At 63.9% G+C, this 23,426-nt stretch carries 25 protein-coding genes; 17 read left to right on the plus strand and 8 right to left on the minus strand.

The genetic code is table 11. The annotated features are described in order from the left end of the window. Nucleotides 1–40 precede the first annotated feature (40 nt). From uvrB to LB538_RS06680, 6 genes are all read left to right on the plus strand, one after another. A complete protein-coding gene (gene uvrB / locus LB538_RS06655) occupies nucleotides 41–3,163 on the plus strand; it encodes an excinuclease ABC subunit UvrB (protein WP_318011880.1) in 3,123 nt (1,040 codons plus the stop codon). Between the two features lie 455 nt (nucleotides 3,164–3,618). After that, on the plus strand, nucleotides 3,619–5,145 hold the full coding sequence (locus tag LB538_RS06660; protein WP_224531213.1) for an ABC-F family ATP-binding cassette domain-containing protein: 1,527 nt from the start codon (nucleotides 3,619–3,621) through the stop codon (nucleotides 5,143–5,145). Between the two features lie 120 nt (nucleotides 5,146–5,265). Next, nucleotides 5,266–5,655, plus strand: a complete 390-nt coding sequence (locus LB538_RS06665) for a nuclear transport factor 2 family protein (RefSeq protein WP_224551622.1) — start codon at nucleotides 5,266–5,268, stop codon at nucleotides 5,653–5,655. A gap of 93 nt (nucleotides 5,656–5,748) precedes the next feature. Then, nucleotides 5,749–5,931, plus strand: a complete 183-nt coding sequence (locus LB538_RS06670) for a hypothetical protein (protein WP_095766547.1) — start codon at nucleotides 5,749–5,751, stop codon at nucleotides 5,929–5,931. Nucleotides 5,932–6,087: 156 nt separating this feature from the next. Next, complete coding sequence (locus LB538_RS06675) at nucleotides 6,088–6,504, plus strand: VOC family protein (RefSeq protein WP_095766546.1); 417 nt, start codon at nucleotides 6,088–6,090, stop codon at nucleotides 6,502–6,504. Between the two features lie 178 nt (nucleotides 6,505–6,682). Next, nucleotides 6,683–7,036: a DUF1428 domain-containing protein gene (locus LB538_RS06680; RefSeq protein ID WP_095766545.1), complete on the plus strand. Its 354-nt coding sequence runs from the start codon at nucleotides 6,683–6,685 to the stop codon at nucleotides 7,034–7,036. Between the two features lie 159 nt (nucleotides 7,037–7,195). Here LB538_RS06680 and LB538_RS06685 read toward each other — a convergent pair whose 3' ends face one another. Further along, nucleotides 7,196–8,830, minus strand: coding sequence for a tetratricopeptide repeat-containing sulfotransferase family protein (locus tag LB538_RS06685; protein ID WP_224531207.1), 1,635 nt, complete (start codon nucleotides 8,828–8,830; stop codon nucleotides 7,196–7,198). 190 nt (nucleotides 8,831–9,020) lie between these two features. Then, nucleotides 9,021–9,407: a Kazal-type serine protease inhibitor domain-containing protein gene (locus LB538_RS06690; RefSeq protein WP_224531204.1), complete on the minus strand. Its 387-nt coding sequence runs from the start codon at nucleotides 9,405–9,407 to the stop codon at nucleotides 9,021–9,023. A gap of 450 nt (nucleotides 9,408–9,857) precedes the next feature. Here LB538_RS06690 and LB538_RS06695 point away from each other — a divergent pair, with 450 nt between their 5' ends. From LB538_RS06695 to LB538_RS06705, 3 genes are all read left to right on the plus strand, one after another. Then, nucleotides 9,858–10,070, plus strand: a complete 213-nt coding sequence (locus tag LB538_RS06695) for a cold-shock protein (protein ID WP_006202520.1) — start codon at nucleotides 9,858–9,860, stop codon at nucleotides 10,068–10,070. A 238-nt stretch (nucleotides 10,071–10,308) separates the two neighbouring features. Then, nucleotides 10,309–10,521 (plus strand): cold-shock protein, encoded by a 213-nt coding sequence (locus LB538_RS06700; protein WP_008877668.1) that lies wholly within the window; start codon nucleotides 10,309–10,311, stop codon nucleotides 10,519–10,521. 267 nt (nucleotides 10,522–10,788) lie between these two features. Further along, a complete protein-coding gene (locus tag LB538_RS06705; RefSeq protein WP_095766542.1) occupies nucleotides 10,789–11,202 on the plus strand; it encodes a BA14K family protein in 414 nt (137 codons plus the stop codon). 212 nt (nucleotides 11,203–11,414) lie between these two features. On the opposite strand, the gene LB538_RS06710 is transcribed toward LB538_RS06705, so the two are convergent. The 3 genes from LB538_RS06710 to LB538_RS06720 all read right to left on the minus strand — a co-directional run bounded on the left by LB538_RS06710 (nucleotide 11,415) and on the right by LB538_RS06720 (nucleotide 13,603). Next, complete coding sequence (locus LB538_RS06710) at nucleotides 11,415–12,056, minus strand: MBL fold metallo-hydrolase (protein WP_224531202.1); 642 nt, start codon at nucleotides 12,054–12,056, stop codon at nucleotides 11,415–11,417. Nucleotides 12,057–12,254: 198 nt separating this feature from the next. Continuing rightward, nucleotides 12,255–12,563 (minus strand): hypothetical protein, encoded by a 309-nt coding sequence (locus LB538_RS06715; RefSeq protein ID WP_095766540.1) that lies wholly within the window; start codon nucleotides 12,561–12,563, stop codon nucleotides 12,255–12,257. Nucleotides 12,564–12,709: 146 nt separating this feature from the next. Beyond that, entirely contained in the window at nucleotides 12,710–13,603 is an 894-nt protein-coding gene (locus tag LB538_RS06720; protein ID WP_224531198.1) for a branched-chain amino acid aminotransferase, read from the minus strand. Between the two features lie 259 nt (nucleotides 13,604–13,862). Between LB538_RS06720 and LB538_RS06725 the strand changes: the two genes are divergently transcribed. The 4 genes from LB538_RS06725 to LB538_RS06740 all read left to right on the plus strand — a co-directional run bounded on the left by LB538_RS06725 (nucleotide 13,863) and on the right by LB538_RS06740 (nucleotide 17,853). Further along, nucleotides 13,863–14,390, plus strand: a complete 528-nt coding sequence (locus LB538_RS06725) for a MarR family winged helix-turn-helix transcriptional regulator (RefSeq protein ID WP_140647554.1) — start codon at nucleotides 13,863–13,865, stop codon at nucleotides 14,388–14,390. Beyond that, entirely contained in the window at nucleotides 14,377–15,096 is a 720-nt protein-coding gene (locus LB538_RS06730) for a response regulator (protein WP_095766537.1), read from the plus strand. The genes LB538_RS06725 and LB538_RS06730 overlap by 14 nt, the downstream gene beginning before the upstream one ends. 51 nt (nucleotides 15,097–15,147) lie before the next feature. Next, the gene (locus LB538_RS06735) at nucleotides 15,148–16,563 is read left to right on the plus strand and encodes an ATP-binding protein (RefSeq protein WP_224531195.1); all 1,416 of its coding nucleotides are present in this window, start codon (nucleotides 15,148–15,150) and stop codon (nucleotides 16,561–16,563) included. Between the two features lie 225 nt (nucleotides 16,564–16,788). Next, nucleotides 16,789–17,853, plus strand: coding sequence for a glycosyltransferase family 4 protein (locus LB538_RS06740; protein ID WP_224531367.1), 1,065 nt, complete (start codon nucleotides 16,789–16,791; stop codon nucleotides 17,851–17,853). Here LB538_RS06740 and LB538_RS06745 read toward each other — a convergent pair. The 3 genes from LB538_RS06745 to LB538_RS06755 all read right to left on the minus strand — a co-directional run bounded on the left by LB538_RS06745 (nucleotide 17,845) and on the right by LB538_RS06755 (nucleotide 19,339). Continuing rightward, entirely contained in the window at nucleotides 17,845–18,204 is a 360-nt protein-coding gene (locus tag LB538_RS06745) for a tRNA-binding protein (RefSeq protein ID WP_127251739.1), read from the minus strand. The two genes, LB538_RS06740 and LB538_RS06745, sit on opposite strands and share 9 nt — an antisense overlap. Before the next feature lie 18 nt (nucleotides 18,205–18,222). Further along, nucleotides 18,223–18,723, minus strand: coding sequence for a YbjN domain-containing protein (locus LB538_RS06750; RefSeq protein WP_224531192.1), 501 nt, complete (start codon nucleotides 18,721–18,723; stop codon nucleotides 18,223–18,225). Nucleotides 18,724–19,036: 313 nt separating this feature from the next. Continuing rightward, on the minus strand, nucleotides 19,037–19,339 hold the full coding sequence (locus LB538_RS06755; RefSeq protein ID WP_040990372.1) for an accessory factor UbiK family protein: 303 nt from the start codon (nucleotides 19,337–19,339) through the stop codon (nucleotides 19,037–19,039). 130 nt (nucleotides 19,340–19,469) lie between these two features. On the opposite strand from LB538_RS06755, the gene lgt reads away from it, so the two are divergent. The 4 genes from lgt (at nucleotide 19,470) to LB538_RS06775 (ending at nucleotide 23,416) form a co-directional block, all read left to right on the plus strand. Next, the gene (gene lgt / locus LB538_RS06760; protein ID WP_224531189.1) at nucleotides 19,470–20,324 is read left to right on the plus strand and encodes a prolipoprotein diacylglyceryl transferase; all 855 of its coding nucleotides are present in this window, start codon (nucleotides 19,470–19,472) and stop codon (nucleotides 20,322–20,324) included. After that, nucleotides 20,321–21,388, plus strand: coding sequence for a class I SAM-dependent methyltransferase (locus LB538_RS06765; protein WP_224531186.1), 1,068 nt, complete (start codon nucleotides 20,321–20,323; stop codon nucleotides 21,386–21,388). The genes lgt and LB538_RS06765 overlap by 4 nt, the downstream gene beginning before the upstream one ends. An 88-nt stretch (nucleotides 21,389–21,476) precedes the next feature. Beyond that, a complete protein-coding gene (gene pgeF / locus LB538_RS06770; protein ID WP_224531183.1) occupies nucleotides 21,477–22,265 on the plus strand; it encodes a peptidoglycan editing factor PgeF in 789 nt (262 codons plus the stop codon). After that, the gene (locus tag LB538_RS06775) at nucleotides 22,265–23,416 is read left to right on the plus strand and encodes a M24 family metallopeptidase (protein ID WP_224531180.1); all 1,152 of its coding nucleotides are present in this window, start codon (nucleotides 22,265–22,267) and stop codon (nucleotides 23,414–23,416) included. The genes pgeF and LB538_RS06775 overlap by 1 nt, the downstream gene beginning before the upstream one ends. The last annotated feature ends 10 nt before the right edge of the window (nucleotides 23,417–23,426 follow it).

Raw genomic sequence — 23,426 nt, forward strand, 5'->3', positions numbered from 1 at the left:
CGCTCTTTCCATTTCGGCCGAGTCCTCCCATATTCGGGCCATGGCCAGACATCCTGACAAGAAGACGCCTTCGCAAGATGGCGCGCCGAAGCGGCGCAGCCCGCTGACCGAATTCCTCGATGCCGCCGAGCCGCTGGAGCCCGGCGGCTTCGCGGAAGCGCCGCAGGCCGACTTTTCCGGCGCGCCGCTGACCGGCTCGATCTCCGATTGGGCCGGGCAGATCGAGCGTGAAGCTGAAAAGCAGCCGAAGGCAAAAGCGCCGAAGAAGATACCCGAGCGCTCGTCGGCGCCCGGGCGCACCGCGCGCGGCACCTCGATGGGCGGCGCTGCCTCGGCGAAGGAGCGCGCGGCCGCCGGCCTCAACCCTGTGGCCGGCCTCGACATCAGCCTGGAGGATGCCGAGTCGGTTTCGTCCGGCGGCGTCACCGCGACGGTCGCGGCGCTGTCGGCGCTGATCGAATCCGGCAATCCGCTGCACAAGGACGGTCAGCTGTGGACGCCGCACCGTCCGGCCCGCCCGGAAAAGTCTGAGGGCGGCATCGCCATCAAGATGGTCTCGGATTTCGAGCCCGCCGGAGATCAGCCGACAGCCATCAAGGACCTCGTCGAAGGCGTCGAGCGGAACGACCGCACCCAGGTGCTGCTCGGCGTCACCGGCTCGGGCAAAACCTTCACCATGGCCAAGGTGATCGAGGAGACGCAGCGCCCTGCCCTGATCCTGGCGCCGAACAAGACGCTTGCCGCGCAGCTCTATGCCGAGTTCAAGAAATTCTTCCCCGAGAACGCGGTCGAGTATTTCGTCTCCTACTACGACTATTACCAGCCGGAAGCCTACGTCCCGCGCACGGACACCTATATCGAGAAGGAATCCTCGATCAACGAGCAGATCGACCGCATGCGCCACTCGGCGACCCGCTCGCTGCTCGAGCGCGACGATGTCATCATCGTCGCCTCCGTGTCCTGCATCTATGGTATCGGCTCGGTCGAGACCTACACGGCGATGACGTTCCAGATGCAGGTCGGCGACCGGCTCGACCAGCGCTCGCTTCTCGCCGACCTCGTCGCCCAGCAATACAAGCGCCAGGACATCAACTTCGTGCGCGGCTCGTTTCGCGTGCGCGGCGACACCATCGAGATCTTTCCCGCCCACCTGGAAGACCGCGCCTGGCGCATCTCGATGTTCGGCGACGAGATCGAACAGATCACCGAGTTCGATCCGCTCACGGGCCAGAAGACCGGCGAGCTGAAGAGCGTCAAGATCTACGCCAACTCGCACTACGTGACGCCGCGCCCGACCTTGAACCAAGCTATCAAGTCGATCAAGGAGGAGCTCAAGCATCGCCTGCAAGAGCTTGAAAAGGCTGGCCGTTTGCTGGAGGCGCAGCGGCTGGAACAGCGCACGCGCTTCGATCTGGAGATGCTGGAGGCGACCGGCTCCTGCGCCGGCATCGAGAACTATTCGCGTTACCTCACCGGACGTCAGCCCGGCGACCCGCCGCCGACCTTGTTCGAATATGTGCCCGACAACGCGCTGATCTTCATCGACGAAAGCCACGTCACCGTGCCGCAGATCGGCGGCATGTATCGCGGCGACTTTCGCCGCAAGGCGACGCTGGCCGAGTATGGTTTCCGCCTGCCCTCCTGCATGGACAACCGGCCGCTCCGCTTCGAGGAATGGGACGCCATGCGCCCGCTGTCGGTGGCGGTTTCGGCGACGCCGGGCGCCTGGGAACTCGACCAGTCCGGCGGCGTCTTCGCCGAGCAGGTCATCCGTCCGACCGGCCTGATCGATCCGCCGGTCGAGGTGCGTCCGGCCAAGAGCCAGGTCGACGACGTCGTCGGCGAGATCCGCGACACGACCCGGGCCGGCTATCGCACGCTGGTCACCGTGCTGACCAAGCGCATGGCCGAGGACCTCACCGAATATTTGCACGAGAACGGCATCCGCGTCCGCTACATGCATTCCGACATCGACACGCTGGAGCGCATCGAGATTCTGCGCGATTTGCGCCTCGGCGCCTTCGACGTGCTGGTCGGCATCAACCTGCTGCGCGAGGGCCTCGACATTCCCGAATGCGGCTTCGTCGCCATTCTCGATGCCGACAAGGAAGGTTTCCTGCGTTCTGAGACCTCGCTGATCCAGACCATTGGCCGCGCCGCCCGCAACGTCGACGGCAAGGTCATCCTCTACGCCGACCAGATCACCGGCTCGATGGAACGGGCGATGGCCGAGACCAACCGCCGCCGCGAGAAGCAGATGGAGTGGAACGCCGCCAACGGCATCACACCGGAATCGGTCAAGTCGCGCATCGCCGACATCCTCGACTCGGTCTACGAGAAGGACCATGTCCGCGCCGACATCTCGCAGTTCACCGACGACGCCGGGGCGATGATCGGCAACAATCTGAAGACGCACCTCGAGGCGCTGGACAAGCAGATGCGCGACGCCGCCGCCAATCTCGATTTCGAGAAGGCGGCTCGCGTCCGCGACGAGATCAAGCGGCTGCGCGAGATGGAGCTTGCCATCTCCGACGATCCGCTGGCGCGCGAGGTGGAAGGCCAAAGCCCTGCCTCAGGCCGCGAAAAGGGCAAGCACAACAAGGGCGTGGCCAAGCATCGCACGGTCGAGGAACAGGAGCGCTTCCGCAAGCTCGATGAGGCACGTGCCGCCGAGGAGGCGGCAAAGGCTGCCCGGCCCAACCTCTTCCGCAAGCCGCATCTGGACGAGATGGGCGCGGACGGCGCCGTGCCGGTGAAGAAGCCGCTCTTCGCCAAGCCGTCGATCGACGACATGGGGCCCGGCACCGACATGACGACCCCCGCCGGCGCGGTCTCGCGTTCGCTGTTCAAGAAGCAGAGCGCGCAGGAAGCGCACGGTTCCGATTTCGGCATTCCGGGCGAGCGGGCCAAGCCGTTGTTCCGCAAGAACTCGCTCGACGAGATGACGGTGCGCCGCACCGAGAAACCGGTCGAGGGCAAGAAGCCGGCGAAGCCGCAGCCAATCTCCCCCCTTGTGGGGGAGATGTCCGGCAGGACGGGCGCGAAGGAACGCGACGATAAGCCGATCGTCCGCCAGCGAGCCGGCATCGGTTCCTACGAGGACCCTGGCGACGAGCGGCGTCAAAAACGCCGGCCGGGCAAGACCGGACGACCGGGGCAGTAGCATCTTTTCCTTCTCCCCGTGTGGGAGAAGGTGTCGCCGAAGGCGACGGATGAGGGGTGCTCCAGCTTGGCGACACCGTTTGTCCAGCGAAGAGGTCGCGGCCGTCCCACTCCGCTGGAACACCCCTCATCCGTCTCGGCGCTTCGCGCCGATCCACCTTCTCCCACAAGGGGAGAAGGGAAAGGCGCACCTTGCCTCCGCCCCTCCCCCGGTGTACCCAATTCCCAACTCGAACATCTGGAAAGGAGGGCTGCGTGAACCACTGTCACCACCGTCAGCGCGGCCCTGTCTGTGCCCTGCGAGCTTGCTTGCAGGGCTGACCAGGACGGTCCGGATTTTCCCGCTTCGATTTTTGGTCTGCCCTTCGTGGTGCCGCTGAACCTGGCCTGATGGCCTAGGGGCGCACCGTCAAAGTGCATTGAGCCGGATTTTCCGGACAGACCAGAGAAATCGACATGGCCCTGATCAGCCTCAAATCTCTCGGCGTCACCATGAGTGCGCCGCTCTTCTCCAACCTCGACCTCATCATCGGCGCTGGCGACCGGCTCGGCATCGTCGCGGCCAATGGTCGTGGCAAGTCCACACTTCTCAAATGCCTGACCGGCGCGTTCGAACCCACCACCGGCGACATCACCCGGTCGCGCGGCCTGCGCGTCGGCCATGTTGAGCAATCCATCCCTGACACATTCCTCGGCCGCAGCTTCCATGACGTCGTCGCCGATGCCTTGCCGCCCGAACAGCGCGACAGCGAATTCTGGCGCGTCGATGTCGTGCTGGATTCGCTCGAGGTGCCGGAAGACATGCGCGGCCGGCCGATGCGCGCGCTGAGCGGCGGCTGGCAGCGTCTGGCGCTGATCGCCCGCGTCTGGGTCACCGATCCCGACGTGCTTCTGCTCGACGAGCCGACCAATCATCTCGACCTCGCCAGGATCAGCCAGCTGGAAACATGGCTCAATGCGCTGCCACGCGATGTGCCGGTCATCATCGCCAGCCACGACCGCGCCTTCCTCGACGCGGCCACCAACCGTACCCTGTTCCTGCGCCCGGAAGAATCGCCGGTGTTCGCCCTGCCCTATTCGCGCGCCAGGCAGGCGCTCGACGAGCTCGATGCCTCGACGGCGCGCAAGTTCGAGCGCGACATGAAGATCGCCCAGCAGTTGCGCAAACAGGCCGCCAAGTTGAACAATATCGGCATCAATTCCGGCAGCGACCTTTTGACGGTGAAGACCAGGCAGCTCAAGGAACGGGCCGAGAAGCTGGAGGATGCCGCCATACAAGCGCATCGCGAGCGTTCGGCCGGCGCGATCAAGCTGGCGAACCGCGGCACCCACGCCAAGGTGCTGATCACGCTGGAGGACGCGCCGGTCGAAGCCCCTGACGGCACGCTGCTGTTCAGGACCGGCAAGCGCCACATCTGCCAAGGTGATCGCATCGTGCTGCTTGGCCGCAACGGCGTCGGCAAGACGCGCTTCATCGCGATGATCCGCGGCGCCATCGCCGAGCCGGGATCGGTCGCGAACATCAAGGTGACGCCGTCGACCGTGCTCGGTTACAGCGATCAGGCGCTGTCGGGCATCGATGGCGACGACACGCCGCTGGCGATGGTCTCGCGCCGCTTCGAGGTCGGCGAGCATCGCGCCCGCTCGCTGCTCGCCGGCGCCGGCGTCGCGATCGAGATGCAGGAGAAGAAGATCGGCGCTCTGTCCGGCGGACAGAGATCGAGGCTGATGATGCTGGTGCTCAGGCTCATCCATCCCAATTTCTATCTGCTCGACGAGCCGACCAATCATCTCGACATCGACGGCCAGGAAGCATTGGAGGACGAATTGTTGAAGCATCAGGCGAGCTGCCTGCTTGCCTCGCATGACCGCTCCTTCATCCGCGCCGTCGGCAACCGCTTCTGGCTGATCGACAGGCGGCGGCTGACCGAGGTCGACGACCCGGAGGCGTTCTTCCGCTCGGTCGCCGAGATGCCGAGCTGAGACGATACTCTGTCGGGCCGGCACCGCCGGCCCAACAGGCGTTGCTGCCGGCTCGGCGATACTTTTCCACCTGCTAAAAAAAGCGCATGCTGAACTGCTTAGCCATGGAGGGAATGGGCCATGCGTGCAGTGGAAATCGTCAGCAATCTCTATCAGGCCTATGCGGATCGCGACATCGAGGGCGCCTTGTCTCGGTGCGCTGAAGATGTCGTGTTCCGCTGGATTGCCGATCCCCGGCAATCGCGTCATGCCGGCACCGCGCACGGCAAGCAGGAATTCCTCGCCAGGCTGCTGGCGCTCGACGACGACTTCGAATACCGGCATTTTGTCCCGGTCGAGCTCATCGACGGCGGCGACAAGGTCGCCGCGCAAGTCGAGATCCACATGACGCGCCGCGCCACCGGCGAGGAGTTCATCATGCGCACCGCCAATTTCTGGACGGTCCGCGACGGCGAGATCATCGAGATGGTGGAATATTACGACACCGCGCTGGCCGCGTCGGTGTTCTGAAAAAAATCGAGGGCGATCTGTCGGATCGCCGATTGCCGCCTCGTCCTTGGGATGCCGACACGATGATGCCGGCATCAACCAGGGAGAGACATCATGTCAGTACTGTCATCCATCGGCCGCCTTGCCAACCGCTACGTCCAGGCGCGCGCCCGTCATCGCAGCGAGCGCATCCTGCTGTCGCTGCCGGCCGAGCTGCGCAAGGACATCGGCTTTCCGGAGATTTTCGAAACGCGGGAAAGCCGCCGCGCCGCCACCTTCTCGGCGAAGGTCATATAAGTCGCTTTCGATGCGATCGTTTTGCAGCCGCGCTTGTCGCCCGAGCTGTTTGGGCCAGCTACTCAAAAAAATAATCCGCGGGCCATGTAGGATCGCCGCCGCTTCATCCGTCCTGGGGTCGCAAAACCGGATCAACCCGTGAAGAGGAACACGAGAATGAACGACCAGACCCCGCCCCGCGCCAAGGTCCTTGGCGGATTGACCCCCTACCTGCAGGTCGACGGCGCCATCAAGGCCGCCGAGTTCTACAAGAAGGCTTTCGGCGCGGAGGAAGTGTTCGCCTATCCGCCTGACGACAAGGGCCGCACCATGCACATCCATCTCTACGTCAACGGCTCGACGCTGATGCTGGGCGATGCCTATCCCGAACACGGTCATCCGCACCAGGCGGCACAAGGCTATACGCTGCAGCTGCATCTCGGCAGCGACGACATCGATGCCTGGTGGCAGCGCGCGGTGGATGCCGGCTGCGAGGTCGTCACGCCGCTGCAGGTGATGTTCTGGGGCGACCGCTGGGGCCAGGTGAAAGACCCCTTCGGCGTCGCTTGGGCGATGAACGCGCCGGTGAAGTGAGCCCGCCCACCTCTCCCTGTGGGAGAGGTCGGATCGCCCCAATTTGCCCTTCGCAAATCGGGGCAATCGGGGTGAGGGCTAGTTACCGCCGAGCTGGCGCACCCCTCATCCGTCTCGGCGCTGCGCGCCGATCCACCTTCTCCCACAGGGGAAGAGACGCCACAAAGAGGAGTTCAGCATGTCCTATGTCGATGGTTTCGTGCTTGCCGTGCCGAAGGCAAATCTCGATGCGTACAAGAAGATGGCCGAGAACGCCGGCGCCGTCTGGATGGAGCACGGCGCGCTCGCCTATGTCGAATGCGTCGGCGACGATGTCCCCTATGGCGAGCTGACCTCGTTCCCGCGCGCCGTGCAGGCGAAGGACGACGAGGTCGTCATCTTCTCCTGGGTCGTCTATGAGTCCAGGCAGAGCCGCGACGCGGTCATGGCCAAGGTGATGGCCGATGAGCGTCTCAAGATGGACTGGTCCGCCATGCCGTTCGACGGCAAGCGCATGATCTTCGGCGGCTTCCAGCCATTCATCCAGCTTTGAGGAGCGACGGAACGCCAGTGTCGGCTGATCGCAATCCGTTGCGATTGGCCGAGACGCTCGTCAGGTCGTCATCCACGGGCGGAGCAAGGAGCGAAGCGACGCGGCGCAGACCCGAGGATGACGAAGTTCGGGCGCTTCGGCCAATCGCTGACGCGTGTGCTAGTTCAGCCGATCAAGCAGCGGCTTCAGCCGCTCCCCATACCTCTTCCACAGATCGACCGAGCCCTGATACATCGGCTGGCGCACCTGCGCGGCGGACGCGGTGCGCACCGGCCGGTCCGTCTCGTGGAAGGACAGCACCTTGTCGTCCCAGGGCAGGCCGAGATACGCCATCAGCGCCCGCGACTGCCCTTCCTGGTCGGCGACAAAATCCTCATAGCGCACATCATGCACGACGCCTGGCAGCACCTTGTGCCAATGCGCCATGATGTCGGTGTAGAGGTTATGGAAATCGGCGAGCTCGCCGAGGTCGTAGCCGTAGCGGTGGCTGTCGCCGCGGAAATGCACTTTGAAGATCGACAGGCACGTGGCCGCCGCATCGCGCGCGCAATGGACGATCTTGGCCTTCGGCAGCATCATGTGCAGGAAGCCGACCAGCAGGAAGTTGCCCGGCATCTTGTCGGTGACATGGCGGTAGCCCGGATAGCGCGTATGCAGCATGTCGAGATAGGCCTGGCCCGCCTCAGCGAAGGCCTTGTCGGGCATATCGGCGATACCGGCGGGGAAGCCGCCCGGCATGCTCATCGGAAACTGCTTGCCGACGGCCGTCTTCAGGATGTTCAACTCGCCCGCGCCAAAGACCGTCGGGTGGCTGGCGATGATCTGCTCGACCAGCGTGGTGCCGGAGCGCGGCATGCCGACGACGAAAATCGGCGTGTCGTCGGAAATGCCGCTTGGCCTGCGCTTCTCGAAGAAGGCTGTGTCGAAGGCCGCCTTCATCGCCTCGAATTCGCCGCGCGTGCGCGCGGGATCGTAGTCGATCGCCTTGCGGCGGATGGCATTGCCCTCGGCGAAATAGTCGAAGGCGCGGCCGTAATCCTTAAGGTCGTCATTGACCTTGCCCAGTCCGAAGGAGAGCTGCATACGCGCGAGGCTGCCTTGCGGCGCCTTGGCGTGCTCGGCCTCCATGCCGGAAAGCTCCTTGTCGCGCTCGGTCTGGCGCTTGACCTGCGAGAGCAGCAGCCAGGCTTTCGACATGTTCGGGGCGATCGCAAACGCCTGGCGGGCGAGATCGGCCGCCTCGCCGAGCTTGCCCTTCTCCATCATCGCGACGCCAAGCCCGTAGAGCAACTCGGCGTCCTTCGGCCGGATCGACAGCGCCTCGCTAAACAGCTTGATCGCCTCATCCAGCCGCCCGGCCTCCTGCATCGTCTCGGCAAGGCCGATGCGCGCGCGGACGTGGAACGGGTTGCGGCCGATGGTGCCGCGATAGATCTCCTCAGCCGCGTCGAGCTGTCCGAGCTGCTTCAGCGACGAGCCGAGATTGTCGCGCGCGGCCAATTGGTCCGGCCGGATATCCACCGCGCCGCGGAAGAAATCGATCGCGGCGGCGACGCGCCCGAGATCGCGCATGACCGTGCCCATATTGTTGAGGAAGTCGGCATTCTGGGGCTGCAGCGTCACGGACTGCTCGATGAGATCGAGCCCTTCCTCGCTCCTGCCGGTCTGGTGCAGCAGCAGCCCGAGGAAATGCAGCGCGGCGGCATGGTTCGGCTGCTGCCCCAATACCTGCCGGTAGAGGCCCTCGGCCTCCTGGCGCCGGCCGGCCTGGTGCAGTTGCAGCGCCTTTTGCACATAAGGATCGAGCGGGCTCGCCGAGCCACCTGGCCTGCCACCGGCGTTTGCCGCTCTTCTGCGATCTTTGTTAATGGGAAACCTGCCGTATTTGTTGGTCCGCCGGACCTAAGCCATGCGGGCAAGAGATTCAAGACAAACGTCAGCGCGCCTCGCGGTGTCTATCTTGCGAATGGACACCGCGGTCTGCTCAGCACGGGCCGTCGCCGACGATGCGATAGTCCGCCGCGCGCGCTTCGCACGCGTTCGGGAAGGTTCGCACTTGCCCGTGGCGCCTGGCGCAGACCGGCGCGTATTCGCGCGTGCAGAAGGCTTGTTCGCCACCACCGCCGCCGCCGTCGCGGCAAGCACCCTCTCGCATGATGCGGTAGCCTTCTCTTTCGGCCAGGCAGGCATTGGCAAAAGTCTGCCGGTCGCCGCCGCGCCGGGCGCAGACCGGCTGGTATTGCATGGTGCAGAGCTGCGGATGCGGCCCGGGCGGGCGCGGCCCATCGTCGACGACGACGGTGCAGGCTGCCAGCAGCGCCGACAGCGTGAAAACGACAACGCCCTGCCATGACACCGCAAGAAGCCGCATATACCCCTCCTCCATCCCGACGCGTGATGCCGGCTCGCGGTATCCTCGCATCCCGCGCGTTAAACGCAACCATCGTTTGTGGAGCCACGGAACGGTCGTCGCCGCCCACATTCTGGCCCATGCTTGGCCCGCCTCTGGCCGATGACCGGTGATAGGGCCGGGTCTATCGAGGCCCAGCGTTGGACGCGCCGCTGGCCGCCCGCGAGCGTCGTCTTGCAACCATCACGTTTCCGTGTAATAAAAATCATGTTCGGGCATTTGCGACCCGGAGAGCGGAACGTTTTGGACGACCTTTCCCCGATAAGTGTGAATCTCTGACAACCCCGTTTTTCGGCGGGGGGTTTGACCATGCGCGAATGCATGACCGCCGAAGCAACCACCGGGATTTGCCCAAGGCGCGAGGCAGCGGGCAAACCACCAAGACTGACACGGGTGAAGGAGTTTTCCCCAATGGCCCAGACCGGTACTGTAAAGTTCTTCAATGCCACCAAAGGCTTCGGCTTTATCACGCCGGATGGTGGCGCCAAGGACGTGTTCGTCCACATTTCCGCGATCGAGGCCTCTGGCCTGCGCACGCTGGTCGACGGCCAGAAGGTCACCTTCGACGTCGAGCCGGACCGCATGGGCAAGGGCCCGAAGGCGGTCAACCTGCGCGCCGCCTGATCCGCCGAAACAGCCTATCGTTGCGGATGCAATGGTGCGGCAGGATCATGAACCGGCTTCAGGACAGGCTTGAATTTGCGAAGGCGCGACCGAAAAGGTTGCGCCTTTTTTGCGCGCAAATGCTTGGATCGGCAGGCGAAAACTTTCTCTTGCCGATAGCGCTAAAATAAAGGACAAATTTCCTCTCGGGCAGTTTGCCGGCCCGAGACTTGACTTGATGGGATCAAAGGAGTTTCCCATGCCGCAGACCGGCACCGTCAAATTCTTCAACCATGCCAAGGGCTTCGGCTTCATCACGCCCGATGATGGCGCGAAGGATGTCTTCGTCCACATCTCGGCTGTGCAGGCGTCGGGCCTTCCCGGTCTTGAGGATGGGCAGAAAGTGACATTCGACACCGAGCCGGACAAGCGCGGCAAGGGTCCGAAGGCCGTCAATCTGTCGGTCGGCTAAGCCGGCTCGCGACGGATCCGACGGAAGCTTTTCAGGCGGGACCGCTCCCGCCCCGGAACGGATTGTGCCTAGGTCCGGAAAGGTCGCCGGCTTCGAAAATCGCCAAGCCTCGCAAACCGCCGAGGCTCGAAAAATCCCCAGGCCTCGAAAAATCGTTTACGCCGATTTCTGTTCAGCCTCCGTTCAGCCACGGTCTTCTATTAACCTTTGCTAAAGCCGGTCCGTATCCCCCGAAAAACGCGCGGGTCGGCGCTAAGGAGACCGAAAATGAACCGTTTTCTCAGGACCGCCATCCTCAGTGTTGGCATTGCCGCGACCACCTTGGCCACCTTCTCGGCGGCCAATGCGGACGACTGGCGCTGGCACCATCATCGTCATCATGGCGGTGACGCCCTCGCCGCCGGCGTTGTCGGCCTCGCGGCCGGCGCTCTGATCGGCAGCGCGCTCAGCAACCCCGGGCCGCGCTATTACGAACCGGCCTATGGTGACGATTATTATGTCTACCGGCCGGTGCGCCGCTACTATGTTCAGCAGCCGCGCGTCGTCTATGCCGACCGCTACGCCGAGCCGTGGACCCGCGGCTGGTACGAGTATTGCTCGGACCGCTACCGCAGCTTCAATTCGCGGACCGGCACTTTCACCGGCAGTGACGGCGCTCAGCATTTCTGCGTCGCCAATTAAGAAAACCCAGGTTCCCTACCTTAAAAAGCGCCGCCCTTGGGCGGCGCTTTTTTGAATAACTCGCCAACGATGGCTATGCCGAGATTCAGGTCAGGCCGAGCCGAGAGCGATGGGTTCCGAGAACCGGAGCGGAGCGTACTTACAGTACGTGAGCACCGGAAGCGCAGGAAACTGACGCTCGCAGGCCGGCATCACCTGAATATCGGCATAGCCTAGGTCAGAAACGGATTGGTCCGCCGTTCGTCGCCAAGGCGGCTACCCGGGCCATGGCCGCAGATGAAACCTATGTCGTCGCCTAGCGGCAGAAGCTTGTCCTTGATTGAGGCGATCAGCGCTGCGTGGTCGCCGCCGGGCAGGTCGGTGCGCCCGATCGAGCCGCGGAACAGCACGTCGCCGACATGCGCGAATTTGGCCGCCCGGTTGTAGTAGACGACATGGCCCGGCGCATGTCCCGGGCAATGCAGCACTTCGAACACATGGTTGCCGAACGACACCGTTTCGCCTTCGGTGAGAAAACGGTCCGGCACGCAATTGCGCACCGGATCGGTGAGGCCGAAACGTTTGGCCTGGTTCTCGAGATTGGTAAGCAGCGGCTTGTCGGCCTCATGTGGGCCGATAATGTCGATGCCCAGCGCGTCCTTCAGGTCCATCGCGCCGCCGGCATGGTCGATATGACCGTGCGTGATCCAAATTGCGCCGGCGGTGATGGCATTGTCCTTCAGCGCCGACAGTATCTGGTCGACATCGCCGCCGGGATCGACCACGACGCCCGACCTGTCGTCCATGTCGAAGAGAATGGTGCAGTTCTGCTGGAAGGGCGTGACCGGCACGATACCGGCATTGAGCTGACCCATGGCATTCCTTTTCCTTCGAAGTGTCGCCCTGATGTAGACAGCCCGGCGAACCTCGTCCACCATTGTCCGAACTTCGGGAGGAAATGCGCGGCCGAGGCCGCTGGCCATGTTTCCAAAGGAATGGGCGGCCGAGCCGCCGGCTTGGTAATAAAGAATGGGCGGCCGAGGCCGCCCATGGCAAAGTCCGAAAGACCGGACCTATTTCTTCATCGCATTCATGACCGCGCCGACGATGCCGGTCAGTATCGCGCCACCGCCAACGCCGCCGAGGAGGTTCTTCAGGTCGAGCGCGCTGCCGATGCCGCCCGCCGCCGCTGCCGCGTCAACGCCGCCGCCGCCGAGCAGGCTGCCGAGAATGGCCGCGCCGCCGACGCCGCCGATCGCACCGCTGAGGATTTTGGTAAGTTGGCCCATCGCCGCCTGCTTGAACGCCGCGCCAACCGCCTGGCCACCGATAACGCCGGCAATTACCTGTACAACGATCTGAATAATCGTGTTGCTGTCCATGTAGCTAGTCCCTCCATAGCCGCCAGCCTCCTCGGGCCGACGCCATCATGAGACGCCGAATTGTTCGAAAGTCAAATGCGCGCGCGCTTAAATAAAAGGGGCGGCTCGAAAACCGCCCCTATTGCACAAAAAAGCTGTGACTATCTCTATTCTGCAGCGATTGCATGCTTTGGCTGCACCGCGGCGGAATAGTCATTCATCAATGTCTTGGCGATCTCGCCGACCTCGAATCGGTATGGACCGATCTCGGAAACCGGCGTGACCTCGGCGGCGGTGCCGGTGAGGAAGCACTGCTCGAAACCTTCGAGCTCCTCCGGCATGATGGCGCGCTCGATCACCTCGAAACCGCGGTCCTTCGCCAGGCCGATCACCGTGCGGCGGGTTATGCCGTCCAGGAAGCAGTCGGGCGTCGGCGTATGGATCTTGCCGTCCGTGACGAAGAAGATGTTGGCGCCCGTCGCTTCCGCCACCTGGCCGCGCCAATCGAGCATCATGGCGTCGGCGTAGCCCTTGGCCTCGGCGGCGTGCTTGGACAGCGTGCAGATCATGTACAGGCCGGCGGCCTTCGACTTGGACGGCGCGGTGCGCGGATCGGGCCGGCGCCATTCGGCGACATCGAGCCGAATGCCCTTGAGCTTCTGCGCGGGATCGAAATAGCTCGGCCACTGCCAGATGGCGATGGCGCAGTTGATGCGGTTGTTCTGCGCCGAAACGCCCATCTGCTCGCTGCCGCGCCAGGCGATCGGACGCACATAGGCGTCCTGGAAACCCTGCTTCTTCAACAGCGTGCGGCAGGCCTCGTCGATCTCGGCGACCGGATAGGGAATCTTGAAGCCGAGCAGGCGCGCCGATTCATGCAGGCGCTCATTGTGCTCGGTCAGCTTGAAGATCTGGCCGCCATAGGCGCGCTCGCCCTCGAAGACGGCACTGGCATAGTGCAGGCCATGGGTCAGCACATGGATCTTGGCGTCGGCCCATTTGACGAACTCGCCGTTCATCCAGATGAAGCCTTCCAATTGATCGAAGGGAACGGATGCCATGGAAACCTCCCGCGGGCAGGCGCCCGCAAATCGTTGTGTTTATGACCTTTCGAACCGGCCCCGCACAGGATCCGAAACGCTGGCCAATGCTTGAAAGCGTAGGCGGATATTCAATCCGTGGCAAACTCAGGAAGTTCCGGAAAAACGGCTTCCTCTTGCCTTTTTGTTCGCAATCCGCCGAAAAGCTTGTCAAAAATTATCATTGCCCGGAAATTACGTCAATAGTACTGACGTAATTCCCGCCTCGCATGGAGAAACGATGACGAGCCCCGCAGCCGGAAAACCGATCAGGACGGCCATCGCCGATGAGGACGGCATCGACTTCGCCATCATCGAGCTGTTTTTCTTCGCCTATCGCGATTTCACCTCCGACCCGGACCAGATCCTCGCCGATTACGGCTTCGGCCGCGCCCATCATCGTGTGCTGCACTTCGTCAACCGCAGGCCGGGCCTCACCGTCGCCGAGCTGCTCGATGTGCTGAAGATCACCAAGCAGAGCCTGGCGCGGGTTTTGAAGCAGTTGATCGACACCGATCACATCGTCCAGGTGCAGGGTCCGCGCGACCGCCGGCAGCGCGAGCTTTACCCGACCGCCAAGGGTCGCGCCCTGGCCCTGGCACTGGCGCGGCCACAGTCGCGCCGCATCCGTGCGGCATTGGAGGATTCCGGAACCACCGAACGCGCCACGATCGAGCGTTTTCTGGAAGCGATGGTCAATCCGGAACTAAGAGCGCAGATTGACATTGTGCCTGCGCAAACATCGGGGAAGAACCATGGAGACCATTGAGAAGGTCGATCATCCGTCAGCGCCCGACGATGACGCGCCGCATCTTCTGGTCGTCGACGACGACACGCGTATCCGTAACCTGCTCAAGCAGTATCTGTCCGAGAACGGTTTTCGCGTCACCGTGGCCGGCAATTCCGGCGAGGCCAGGCGCAAGCTCGCCGGCCTCGACTTCGACCTTCTGGTGCTCGATGTGATGATGCCGGGCGAGACCGGCGTCGACCTCACCAAGGCGCTGCGGGCCGAGAAGAACGTGCCGATCCTGATGCTGACGGCGCTGTCCGAGACCGACAGCCGCATCACCGGCCTGGAAGCCGGCGCCGATGATTACCTGCCGAAACCGTTCGATCCGCGCGAGCTGATCCTGCGTATCAACAACATTCTGCGCCGTGGCGGCCCGGCGGCGACGCCGAAGGTGGAGCAACTGGTGTTCGGGCCCTACACATTCCAGATCGCCAAGCGTGAATTGAAGCGCGGCGGCGAGGCGCTTAAGCTGACCGACCGCGAGCAGGAGATCCTCGCGATCTTCGCCGCGCGGGCGGGCGAAACCATACCGCGCCATGAGCTGGTGGGCGATGAATCGGATGTCGGCGAGCGCACCATCGACGTGCAGATCAACCGGCTGCGCCGCAAGATAGAGCGCGATCCGTCCAATCCGGTGTGGCTGCAGACGGTGCGCGGTATTGGGTATCGGCTCAGCGTCGAATAGGTTACCGTCGAAGGCCCTTTGCTGAACGGCCATCGACGAGCGGAAGGGCGAATGGCGACCACGCAACTGGACAAGCCAAAAGGAAGCGGTCCCGGCGATCTCGCATTGCGGACGCTGAGGGCGATGCCGCGTGCCTGGAACCGGTTCTGGCGCCTGGTCGCACTCTATATGCCGAAACGGCTTTACGCCCGCTCGCTGATCATCGTGATCGCGCCGATGATCCTGCTGCAGTCGGTGGTCGCCTTCGTCTTCATGGAGCGCCATTGGCAGACTGTCACGCAGCGCCTGTCGCAGGCGACCATCTCGGACATAGCGGCCGTCATCGACATGATGGAGACCTATCCGCACGACGCTGACTACGCCAACATCATCCGCATCGCCCAGGACCGCATGCAGTTGAAGGTGGATCTGCTGCCGCCAGACCCGCTGCCGCCGCCCGGTCCCAAACCGTTCTTCTCGATCCTCGACGAGGCCTTGTCGTCGGAGATCACGAAGCAGATCAACCGTCCGTTCTGGATCGACACCGTCGGCAACTCCAACGTCGTCGAGGTTCGCGTCCAGCTTGAAGGCAAGGTGCTGCGCGTCTTCGTGAGGCGCAGCCAGGCTTATGCCTCGAACACCCATATCTTCCTGATCTGGATGGTCGGGACCTCGCTGGTGCTGTTGATGATCGCCATCCCGTTCCTGCGCAATCAGATCAGGCCGATCCTGACGCTCGCCGAGGCCGCCGAGAGTTTCGGCAAGGGTCGACCGATGCCGCGCGATTTCCGCCCGCGCGGCGCCGAGGAAGTCCGTCGCGCCGGCTTCGCCTTCATCCAGATGCGAGAGCGCATCGAGCGCCAGATCGAGCAGCGCACCGCGATGCTGACCGGCGTCAGCCACGACCTCAGGACCATTCTCACCCGCTTCAAGCTGCAGCTGGCGCTGGCCGGCGGCAAGTCCGAGACCAAGGCCGCGCTGAACCAGGACATCGACGACATGCAGTCGATGCTGGAAGGCTATCTCTCTTTTGCCCGCGGCGAGTCCGCGGAGGATACAGGCCGCTTCGACCTTGAGACCTATTTCCAGAAGCTCGGCGAGGAAGCGCAATTGCGCGGCTGCAAGCTCGCTACGACGCTGGTCGGCGATCCGACCGTGCATGTGCGGCCGAACGCCTTTGCCCGTTTGCTGTCGAACGTCATCGGCAATGCTTTCCGCTATGCCAAGACCGTCGAGGTCCACGCCAATCATGGCCGCGGCTCGCTCACCGTGACCATCGACGACGACGGACCGGGCATCGCGCCCGACAAACGAGAAGAGGTGTTCAAGCCTTTCCTGCGGCTCGACGAGGCGCGCAATCTCGATGCCAGCGGCACCGGCCTTGGCCTGTCGATCGCCCGCGACATCGCCCGCAGTCACGGCGGCGACGTCAGCCTCGAGGACAGCCCGCTCGGCGGCCTGCGCGCCGTGATCAAGGTGCCTGCGTAAGTCCAGCCGAGACAAGCTTCATCCGCCCGTCATGAAATCATGGTCAAGAGCGCGCATGAAGCGCGCGACCTCTGTTGATTCGGCCCTGCCGCATCGCTTCGATCCGGCCCCTGCCCGGGTGCGCTGGAGCGAGGCGCGAGCGGCTGCCTGGTTGCCGTTCCGGCACCGCGCCGGCGCGCTCAGGAATTATTGCGGCAAAGGATCGCCATGCGTATCGGGATCGCCATGCGTATCCTGATGGTCACCGACGCGTGGCGGCCCCAGGTCAACGGCGTGGTGCACACGCTGGAACGCCTCACCGAGGCGCTGAAACCCTTCGACGTCGAGCTCGATTTCCTGACGCCGAACCTGTTTCGCACCTTGCCGATGCCGACCTATCCCGACATTCGCTTGGCGTTGACCACGCCTGGCCGCGTCGCGCGCATGATCGAGGCCGCCAAGGCCGACCACATCCACATTGTCACCGAGGGTCCGCTCGGCATCATGGCGCGCCGCCATTGCCGAAAAGTGGGCCGCCCCTTCACCACCAGCTATCACACGCGCTTTCCCGAATATCTCAGCGCCCGCCTGCCGGTGCCGGAGAGCTGGGCTTACAATTGGCTGCGCGACTTCCACAATTCCGGACAGGGCACGCTCATCGCGACGCAATCGCTGGCGGACGATCTCGCGGCACGCGGCTTCAACAAGCTGAGGCCCTGGACGCGCGGCGTCGACACCGACCATTTCCGGCCCAACAAGCGCAAGGAAACCGGATTCCCCCGCCCGGTATTCTTGTGCGTCGGCCGGGTCGCAATCGAAAAGAACCTGACCGCCTTCCTTGATCTCGACCTGCCCGGCAGCAAGGTTATCGTCGGCGAAGGACCGGAACTGGCAAAGCTCAAGGCGCGCTATCCCAACGCGCATTTTCTCGGCCACCGCCCGAACGACGAGCTGGCCGAGATCTACGCGTCGGCCGATGTCTTCGTTTTTCCGAGCCGCACCGACACCTTCGGCAATGTCATCATCGAGGCGCTGGCCAGCGGAACGCCCGTCGCCGCCTATCCGGTGACCGGACCGATCGATATTGTCGGCGATGGCGTCGGCGGGGCCGTGTCGAACGACCTGGGCGAGGCGGCGATGAAGGCGACTCACGTCGATCGCGCCGAAGCGCGCCAGCGCGCGATGCGCTATAGTTGGCAGGCCTGCGCCGAAATGTTCCTCGACGCCGTCGACGAAGCGCTGGGCATGCCAAGCAAGCGCGCCGATCAGGACAGGGTGGCTCCAGTTCGCTCCAGGCTCGCCCTAGAATAGGCGCCCGCCGTCCGGCACCTTGCGCTCGATGGCACCGAGCACGACCGCGCCCTCTTCGTCGGGAAAGCCCAGCGTCAGCACTTCCGACATGAACGGGCCGATCTGGCGCGGCGGGAAATTGACCACCGCGAAGACCTGGCGGCCGATCAGCGTTTCCGGCGCGTAGTATTTGGTGATCTGCGCCGACGATTTCTTTACCCCGATCGCCGGGCCGAAATCGATCTTCAGCTTGATCGCCGGCTTGCGCGCCTCCGGAAACGGCTCGGCCTCGACGATCGTGCCGGCACGGATGTCGACACGGTCGAAATCGGCAAAGCTGATCTCGGGCTTGCGCTCGCTGCTGGAACTCATTGGCGGAATTGGCTTAGTTCAGGCGTTACCATGGGTCTCGAAGAGCACGCTGGAAAGCGCGTCCTTGGCCGATGTACCCGACCAGACGACGAACTGGAAGGCCTGGAAATAGCATTCGCAGGCCTCGAGCGCCGACGACAGCAGCACCTCGACCTGCTGGCTCGACGGCTCGACCCCGCCGGCAAGCAGCAGCGACTGCCGGAACATGATCGCGCCTTCCTGCTCCCACAGGTCGAAATGCCCGAACAGCATCTGCTCGTTGATCAGCGAAAGCAGCCGCATCACTTCCAGCGCGCGCGTCTCCGGCACCTTGGTGTCGAAGGCGCAGGCCAGATGCAGCGCCTCGAAATCCTCCATCCAGGAAAAGGAGACGTGATAGTCTGTCCAGCTGCCGGCCACCGAAATCGAAATCTCGTCGTCGCCGGCGCGCTCGAAGGACCAGTCGTTGTTGTGGGCCACCTGCTCGATGACGTCCACCGGGTGGATTTCGCGGGAGAATTCGAGTTCGAGGAGTTCCATGAATGCTTCCTGTGTTCAGGGGAGCGCCACACGCTCCGCGGGGCACACACGACGAACAATCTTGTCTAGAACTCGGACGGTCAGGACTTTCCAACACAAAGACCCAACCGGACCCCACCGCCCGGCGCATGACCCTGCTTCGAATCATGCAACAAATTCAGTCTATTGATCGGGAGTCGCGTGAACAGCCCAATTTTTCGCACCGCGCCATCCGCATGTGGAAAGGTGGCTGTGACAAAGATTCATGCAATGCCGGTAAGCGATTCACGGCAAAGCGATTTTTCGGATCGCGCTATGTGGAAAAGTTTAACGATTATTTTTTTGCGCGGGGCTTCGCGGCACCCGCTGGTGCGGCTTGTCCGGTCAGCTCGGCGAGCCTGGCCTCGAGCGCCTCGACGCGCGTCGCCAGCTGAATGTTGTCTTCCCGCGCCTTGACCGCCATCTCGCGCACCGCCTCGAACTCTTCGCGCTGCACCACATCCATGGAATTCAGCATGCGCTCGGCCTGGGCCCGGAACGCCGTCTCCACTTCGCGCCGCACGCCCTGCGCGGCACCCGCGGCATCGGTCATGATCTTTGCGAATTCATCGAGAATGCGGTTCGGTCCAGTCGCCATGGCATATCCTCGCTTTGTCGTTTTGACGTAGTGGGGCGCGGCGCGGAATGCAAGCGAAGCCTTGCCTTGACCGCGCCAAAACCCTGCCGCATGGTCCGCGCCCAATCGTGACAGTCACCGGGGAACCGTTTTGAGCGAATATTTCCTGCTGCCGCTGGCCTCCCTGCCCTTCCCCAATATCGATCCGGTCATTGTCCATATCGGGCCGCTGGCGGTGCATTGGTACGGCGTCGGCTATATCGTCGGCATCCTCTTTGCCTGGTGGTACGCCAAGCGCCTGGTCACCAACCCGCGCCTGTGGCCCAACGGCAATCTGCCGATGAAGCCCGAGGATCTCGACGACTTCATCGTCTGGGCGGCGATCGGCGTCGTGCTCGGCGGGCGCACCGGCTACGTGCTCTTCTACGACCTGCCGCGCTATATCGCGCATCCGCTTGACATCTTCGCGGTCTGGCAGGGCGGCATGTCGTTCCACGGCGGCCTGCTTGGCGTCATCCTCGCCATGACGCTGTTTTCGCTCAAGCGCCGCATCCCCACCTGGACATTGTTCGATGTGGTGTCGGCGGGCGTGCCGGTTGGGCTGGGCCTGGTCCGGGTCGCCAACTTCATCAATTCGGAGCTTTGGGGCCGGCCGTCGAACGTGCCCTGGGCGATCGAATTCCCCAATGGCGGCCCGTTCACCCGCCACCCCAGCCAGCTCTACGAGGCGCTGCTCGAAGGGCTCGTGCTTTTCCTGGTGCTGCGCTTCCTCACCCATTCGCGCCTGAAGCTGAAGACGCCGCACTTCGTCGGCGGCGCCTTCATCTGCGGCTACGGCCTGTCGCGCATCTTTGTCGAGTTCTTCCGCGAGCCCGACCAGCAGCTCGGCTATCTGCTCGGCACCGGCTGGCTGACCATGGGCATGATCCTGTCCACGCCGATGGTGCTGGCCGGCATCTGGGCCATGGTCACCGCAAGACCGGCGGCCGAGCTGCGGGCGGCATGACCCGGCTGAAGGAGCGCATCATAGGCCTGATCGGCGCGGCGGGGCCGATCCCGGTCAGCGAATATATGGCGCTCTGTCTGTTCGATCCCGACGCCGGTTACTACACGACGCGCGAGCCCTTCGGCGTCGCCGGCGACTTCATCACCGCGCCCGAGATCAGCCAGATGTTCGGCGAGCTCGTTGCCGTCTGGCTCTACCAGGCCTGGCAAGGTGCCGGCCGGCCGTTGCCCGCGACCTTCGCCGAGATCGGTCCCGGCCGCGGCACCCTGATGAAGGATATGCTGCGCACCTGGTCGCGGCTCGACCCGGCGCTCGTGGCCGGCGCCTCCTTTGCCATGATCGAGACCAGCCCGCGCCTGGCTGAGATCCAGAAGCAGACGCTTGCCGGCGAGAGCGCGCCGCTTGCCTGGCACCAGACCATAGACACGCTGCCGCGGCAGCCGCTCTTCATCGTCGGCAACGAGCTGTTCGACGCGGTGCCAATCCGGCAGTTCGTCCATGTCGGCGAAAGCTGGCGAGAGCGCGTGGTCGGCCTCGATGGCGCCGATGAACTGCGTTTCTTCGCCGGCGCGGGGTCTGTCGATCCGGCACTGCTGCCGGCCGCCGCGGCCAATGCGCCGCAAGGCGCCGTCGTCGAAATCGCGCCCGCCCGTTCGGCGCTGATGGCGGCGATCGCCGAACGCATCGCCGGCCAGGGCGGCGCCGGCCTCTTCATCGACTACGGCCACCTCCGGCCGGGGATCGGCGACACCTTCCAGGCGCTGCGCCGGCACCGGCGCGAGGACGTTTTGGCCAACCCAGGTGAAGCCGATCTCACCGCCCATGTCGATTTCACGCCCCTTGCCGATATGGCGCGCGCTCACGGTCTCGATGTGCAATTGTCGACCCAGGGCGAATTCCTGCTCGGCATGGGCCTGCTCGAGCGCGCCGGCACGCTCGGCGCCGATGCCGATGCCAAGACACGTCAAGCCATTTCGGACGCGGTCGAACGCCTGGCCGGCCGCGACGCGATGGGCGAGCTGTTCAAGGTGATGAAGATCCTGCCGGCGGCCAAAGCCGCCTGAGATCGACGAGCGGTTTCACCGGCTGGTCCGCTTCGTACTCCGAACTTCGCCTTGACGAGACCGCCCCGCACGGACGACAAACCCAACCATGCTGAATCAGACCAGACCCGATCCAGTGCGCTCGCCGCTCCTTGAAAAGGCGCAAGGCATGCGCCACGGCTATTTCACGCGCATCGGCGGCGTCTCCGACGGCATCTATCGGGGGCTCAACATCGGCACGGGCTCCAGCGACGATCAGACACTGGTCGCCGAGAACCGGCGGCGCGTTGCCGCCTGGATGGGTGTGCCGGCGGATCATCTGTTGACCGCGCACCAGGTCCATTCGCCGGATGTCGTCGTCGCCAGGGAACCCTTCGCTGGTCCTCGCCCAAAGGCCGACGCCATCGTCACCGACCGTCCGGGCATCGCTATCGGCGCCTCGACCGCCGATTGCGGGCCGGTTCTCTTCGCCGATGCCGAGGCGCGCGTCATCGGTGCCGCCCATGCGGGCTGGAAGGGTGCCTTCACCGGCGTGCTCGAGAATACCGTCGCCGCGATGGAGAGCCTCGGCGCCAGCCGCGAGCGCATCGTCGCCGTGCTCGGTCCTTCCATCGGCCCCGACAATTACGAGGTCGGGCCGGAATTCGTCGCCCGCTTCGTCGAGGCCGACACCGGCAATCATCGCTATTTCAGACCGTCGAAGACAGCCGGGCACTCGATGTTCGATCTCAACCGATATACGGTCGACCGGCTGCGCAAGGCCGGCGTGACCGCCGAGGGGCTTGGCCGCTGCACCTATGCGGAAGAAGACCTGTTCTATTCCTACCGGCGCACCACACACCGCAAGGAAGCGGATTACGGGCGCCAGGTTTCGGCAATCGTTCTGGAGAAAGAATAATGGCGCTGCATTTCGAACGTTCGGAATTCGACGCGCGGCGCGACCGGCTGCTGATCGAGATGGCCGAGAAGAAGCTCGACGCCGTGCTCCTGTTCGCGCAGGAGAGCATGTATTGGCTGACCGGCTACGACACGTTCGGCTTCTGCTTCTTCCAGTGCCTGGTGGTGAAGGCCGACGGCTCGATGGTGCTGCTCACTCGTTCGGCCGATCTGAGACAGGCGCGCCATACCTCGACCCTCGAGAACATCGTGCTGTGGACCGATCGCCAGGGGGCCAATCCGGCGATCGACCTGCGCAACCTGCTTAACGACCTCGATCTGCTCGGCGCCCGCATCGGCGTCGAATACGACACCCATGGCTTGACCGCCTACAATGGCCGCCGCCTGGACGAGCAGTTGCAGACCTTCGGCCAGATCGCCGATGCTTCCGGCATCGTCGGCCGGCTGCGCCTGTTCAAGAGCCCGGCCGAGATCGCCAAGGCGGAAAAGGCCGCCAATCTTTCCGACGACGCGCTGGATGCCGCCCTGCCCCTGATCAAGCAAGGCGGCGACGAAGGGCTGATCCTTGCCGCCATGCAGGGCGCGGTCTTTGCCGGCGGCGGCGACTATCCCGCCAACGAATACATCATCGGCTCCGGCGCCGATGCCTTGCTCTGCCGCTACAAGGCCGGCCGCCGCAAGCTCACCAAGAATGACCAGCTGACGCTCGAATGGGCCGGCGTCTTCCACCACTACCATGCCCCCATGATGCGTACCGTTTTGACCGGCAAGGTGTCGAAACGTCATCAGGAATTGTTCGACGCTTCCCGCGCCGCCCTGCTCGCGGTCGAAAAGGCGATGACGCCGGGCAACACTTTCGGCGATGTCTTCGACGCGCATGCCCGCACGCTCGAAACGCACAATCTGACCAAGCACCGGCTGAACGCCTGCGGCTATTCGGTCGGCGCCCGCTTCACGCCGTCCTGGATGGACATGCCGATGTTCTACCAGGGCAACACGGAACCGATCGCGCCCAACATGACGCTGTTCGCGCACATGATCATCATGGACTCTGAGACCGAGACCGCGATGACGCTTGGCCGCACCTACCTCACCACGGAATCGGCGCCGAAGCCGCTGTCGCGCCATGATCTCGACTTGATCGTGCAGTGAATCCATAATC

It is taken from the genome of Mesorhizobium sp. Ca11, assembly GCF_020165275.1.
Classification (GTDB): domain Bacteria; phylum Pseudomonadota; class Alphaproteobacteria; order Rhizobiales; family Rhizobiaceae; genus Mesorhizobium.

Coding starts and splice junctions, on each gene's coding strand:
- uvrB (WP_318011880.1), top strand. CDS start 41: ATGGCCAGACATCCTGACAAGAAGACGCCTTCGCAAGATGGCGCGCCG.
- LB538_RS06660 (WP_224531213.1), top strand. CDS start 3,619: ATGGCCCTGATCAGCCTCAAATCTCTCGGCGTCACCATGAGTGCGCCG.
- LB538_RS06665 (WP_224551622.1), top strand. CDS start 5,266: ATGCGTGCAGTGGAAATCGTCAGCAATCTCTATCAGGCCTATGCGGAT.
- LB538_RS06670 (WP_095766547.1), top strand. CDS start 5,749: ATGTCAGTACTGTCATCCATCGGCCGCCTTGCCAACCGCTACGTCCAG.
- LB538_RS06675 (WP_095766546.1), top strand. CDS start 6,088: ATGAACGACCAGACCCCGCCCCGCGCCAAGGTCCTTGGCGGATTGACC.
- LB538_RS06680 (WP_095766545.1), top strand. CDS start 6,683: ATGTCCTATGTCGATGGTTTCGTGCTTGCCGTGCCGAAGGCAAATCTC.
- LB538_RS06690 (WP_224531204.1), bottom strand. CDS start 9,407: ATGCGGCTTCTTGCGGTGTCATGGCAGGGCGTTGTCGTTTTCACGCTG.
- LB538_RS06695 (WP_006202520.1), top strand. CDS start 9,858: ATGGCCCAGACCGGTACTGTAAAGTTCTTCAATGCCACCAAAGGCTTC.
- LB538_RS06700 (WP_008877668.1), top strand. CDS start 10,309: ATGCCGCAGACCGGCACCGTCAAATTCTTCAACCATGCCAAGGGCTTC.
- LB538_RS06705 (WP_095766542.1), top strand. CDS start 10,789: ATGAACCGTTTTCTCAGGACCGCCATCCTCAGTGTTGGCATTGCCGCG.
- LB538_RS06710 (WP_224531202.1), bottom strand. CDS start 12,056: ATGGGTCAGCTCAATGCCGGTATCGTGCCGGTCACGCCCTTCCAGCAG.
- LB538_RS06715 (WP_095766540.1), bottom strand. CDS start 12,563: ATGGACAGCAACACGATTATTCAGATCGTTGTACAGGTAATTGCCGGC.
- LB538_RS06720 (WP_224531198.1), bottom strand. CDS start 13,603: ATGGCATCCGTTCCCTTCGATCAATTGGAAGGCTTCATCTGGATGAAC.
- LB538_RS06725 (WP_140647554.1), top strand. CDS start 13,863: ATGACGAGCCCCGCAGCCGGAAAACCGATCAGGACGGCCATCGCCGAT.
- LB538_RS06730 (WP_095766537.1), top strand. CDS start 14,377: ATGGAGACCATTGAGAAGGTCGATCATCCGTCAGCGCCCGACGATGAC.
- LB538_RS06735 (WP_224531195.1), top strand. CDS start 15,148: ATGGCGACCACGCAACTGGACAAGCCAAAAGGAAGCGGTCCCGGCGAT.
- LB538_RS06740 (WP_224531367.1), top strand. CDS start 16,789: ATGCGTATCCTGATGGTCACCGACGCGTGGCGGCCCCAGGTCAACGGC.
- LB538_RS06745 (WP_127251739.1), bottom strand. CDS start 18,204: ATGAGTTCCAGCAGCGAGCGCAAGCCCGAGATCAGCTTTGCCGATTTC.
- LB538_RS06750 (WP_224531192.1), bottom strand. CDS start 18,723: ATGGAACTCCTCGAACTCGAATTCTCCCGCGAAATCCACCCGGTGGAC.
- LB538_RS06755 (WP_040990372.1), bottom strand. CDS start 19,339: ATGGCGACTGGACCGAACCGCATTCTCGATGAATTCGCAAAGATCATG.
- LB538_RS06765 (WP_224531186.1), top strand. CDS start 20,321: ATGACCCGGCTGAAGGAGCGCATCATAGGCCTGATCGGCGCGGCGGGG.
- pgeF (WP_224531183.1), top strand. CDS start 21,477: ATGCTGAATCAGACCAGACCCGATCCAGTGCGCTCGCCGCTCCTTGAA.
- LB538_RS06775 (WP_224531180.1), top strand. CDS start 22,265: ATGGCGCTGCATTTCGAACGTTCGGAATTCGACGCGCGGCGCGACCGG.